At 63.0% G+C, this 2,416-nt stretch carries 3 protein-coding genes; all 3 read left to right on the forward strand.

From position 1 onward, the window contains the following. The coding region (locus tag VFW93_RS01685) for a PEP-CTERM sorting domain-containing protein (protein WP_329692262.1) at positions 1-330 on the forward strand (330 nt) is incomplete at its 5' end. 33 nt (positions 331-363) lie between these two features. After that, a complete protein-coding gene (locus tag VFW93_RS01690; protein WP_329692263.1) occupies positions 364-1,080 on the forward strand; it encodes a PEP-CTERM sorting domain-containing protein in 717 nt (238 codons plus the stop codon). Between the two features lie 73 nt (positions 1,081-1,153). Continuing rightward, on the forward strand, positions 1,154-2,416 hold a 1,263-nt coding region (locus tag VFW93_RS01695; protein ID WP_329692264.1), incomplete at its 3' end, for a TonB-dependent receptor plug domain-containing protein.

The following is a 2,416-nucleotide window of genomic DNA, read 5'->3' on the forward strand; positions in this document are numbered from 1 at the left end:
GGCATGAAGGAGTTCGGCAACCAGAACGCCTACGCCACCATCTTCGTCAACGCCACAGACCCCACTGCAGCGCTCACTTCTGCGCAGATCGACAAGCTGGCCTACGCAGATTGCACGACAGGCAGCCTGATGGGCATGTCCAGCACGAAGACCTGCATGACGGGCTGGGTCAACCATGCCAAGCTGAATCTCGCAGGCGGCACGATGCAAGGTACCTACCCGATCACCCAGGTGACCACGGCAGCCGTTCCGGAACCCGAAACCTGGGCGCTGGTCCTCGCCGGCTTTGGCGTTGTCGTCGGACTGAGCCGCCGCAACCGTCAAGGCTGAACCACACCAGAACCACGACAAGAGGACCACATCATGATCAAGCCACTTCTGATCTTGGCTACGTTGGTGCTGGCAGGCCTGCCCATGGCCCAGGCTGCCACTGCCACCTACAACGTCACCACCGTCTGGTACGAGCCAGACACCCGACCCAACGACTCGATTTTCGTCGGCACCTTCGACTACGACATCACCACACACGCCATCACCAACCTGCAGGGCCAGCTCAGCGAGTCGATGACGGGCAACAGCGTGGGCTACCCCAACGACAGCATGACCTGGCTCACCCTGGGCAATCAGTTGGTGAGCTGGTATGACGCGGCATTGGGCGGCACGTTCGCCGCCACGTTCAAGAACGCCGACACCAGGACGTTCTGGACGGGCCTGGGCGGTGACGGTTGGAGCCCCGAGGCTGGCATCGCCGCTGGTGGTGTGTACGACGGCTTCCCGAAGGCCGCCAGGAACCCGGGCAATGCCTACGCGCTGATCTTTGTGCCCAACGACCCGCTGAGCCCTCTCACCCAGGCCCAGCTGGACAAGCTGGCCTATGCGGACTGCGCACCCGGCGGCATGATGGGTGCCGTGTGCATGACCGGAACGAGCCTGGCTGGTTATGGTGCCGTTGGCACGATGAGCGGCGTACCGGCATCACAGGTGATCACCGCATCCGTGCCTGAGGCTGGCTCACTCGAAATGGCCGTGCTGGGCGCAGGCATCGTGGCCTGGCTGGCACGCCGCCGCAAGACCGCCTGACCGGACCATCAACTCGGCACCAACCCGCAGCGGCTGGAAAGCTGCGGGCTGGTACGCTCACCGCATGAAACGCATGAATCAACGCCACATCGTTTGCACACTGGGATCGTTGCTGTGCCTGGCTCCCGTGCTCTCACATGCCGCCGACAGCCCTGATGATCTGCCTTCGATCACGGTCACGGCCAAGCGCCCTGGCAAGTCGCCAACCCAAAGCCGACTGGATGCCAGGAATGGCCTGAACAGGCTCAAGGCAGGCGAAGCCGATACCACCCAGCTCTTGCAACAGACGCCAGGGGTGAGCACCACCGGCGCAGGCGGGCTTTCGTCGCTGCCTGCCATCCATGGTCTGGCTGATGACCGCTTGCGCGTTCAGGTCAATGGCATGGATCTGCAGGCGGCCTGCCCCAACCACATGAACTCGGCGCTGAGCTACATCGCGCCGAGCAACGTGGGTGAAATCAAGGTGTATGCGGGCGTGGCCCCCGTCAGTGCAGGCGGAGACAGCCTGGGCGGCACCATCCAGGTGAACGCCGCCCCTCCCCTGTTTGCCAAAGAGGAAGATACGCTGCTGCTCAAAGGCGAACTGGGATTCTCCTTGCGCAGCAATGGCAAGGCTCAGAGCGCCCATACCTCGGGCACTTATGCCAACAGCCAGCTGAACCTGAGCTACAGCGGCATCACCGCGCAAGCAGACAACTACAGTGCGGCACGCGAGTTCAAACCAGCACAGGCAGGCACGGAAGGCGGCCCCGTCATCCCGGCCGACGAAGTCGCCTCGTCCGCCTACAAGTTCATCAATCAGGACGTGAACATCGCCTGGAAGCAGGACGAGCACCTGCTGGAACTCAAGGTGGGCGAACAACACGTGCTGTTCGAGGGCTTTCCCAATCAGCGCATGGACATGACAGGCAACCGCAACACGCTGGTCAACCTGCACTACAAAGGCGACTTCGATTGGGGCGATCTGGATGCACGGGCCTACACACAACGCACGCATCACACCATGGACATGGGCCCGGATCGCTACCAGTACGGTACGGGCATGCCCATGCTCACACGTGCCAGCACGGACGGCCTGCAGCTGACCACCTCGCTGGAAATGGCGCAACAAGGCACCATCAGGCTGGGAGCGGAAGCGCTGCGCTACAACCTGTATGACTGGTGGCCGCCTGTGGGCGGCAGCATGGGGCCGCGTGCCTTCTGGAACGTCGACAACGGCATCCGCAACCGCGTGGGCGCCTTTGCCGAATGGGAGGCGAACTGGACAAGCCAATGGACGACCGAACTCGGCTTGCGCCACGACATGGTGCATGCCGATGCCTCGGCCGTTCAGGGT

It is taken from the genome of Aquabacterium sp. (genome assembly GCF_036279675.1).
Taxonomy (GTDB): Bacteria; Pseudomonadota; Gammaproteobacteria; order Burkholderiales; family Burkholderiaceae_C; genus Aquabacterium.

Bases quoted from the DNA above. Each gene is read 5' to 3' on its own strand.
- VFW93_RS01690 (WP_329692263.1), top strand. From the start codon at position 364: ATGATCAAGCCACTTCTGATCTTGGCTACGTTGGTGCTGGCAGGCCTG.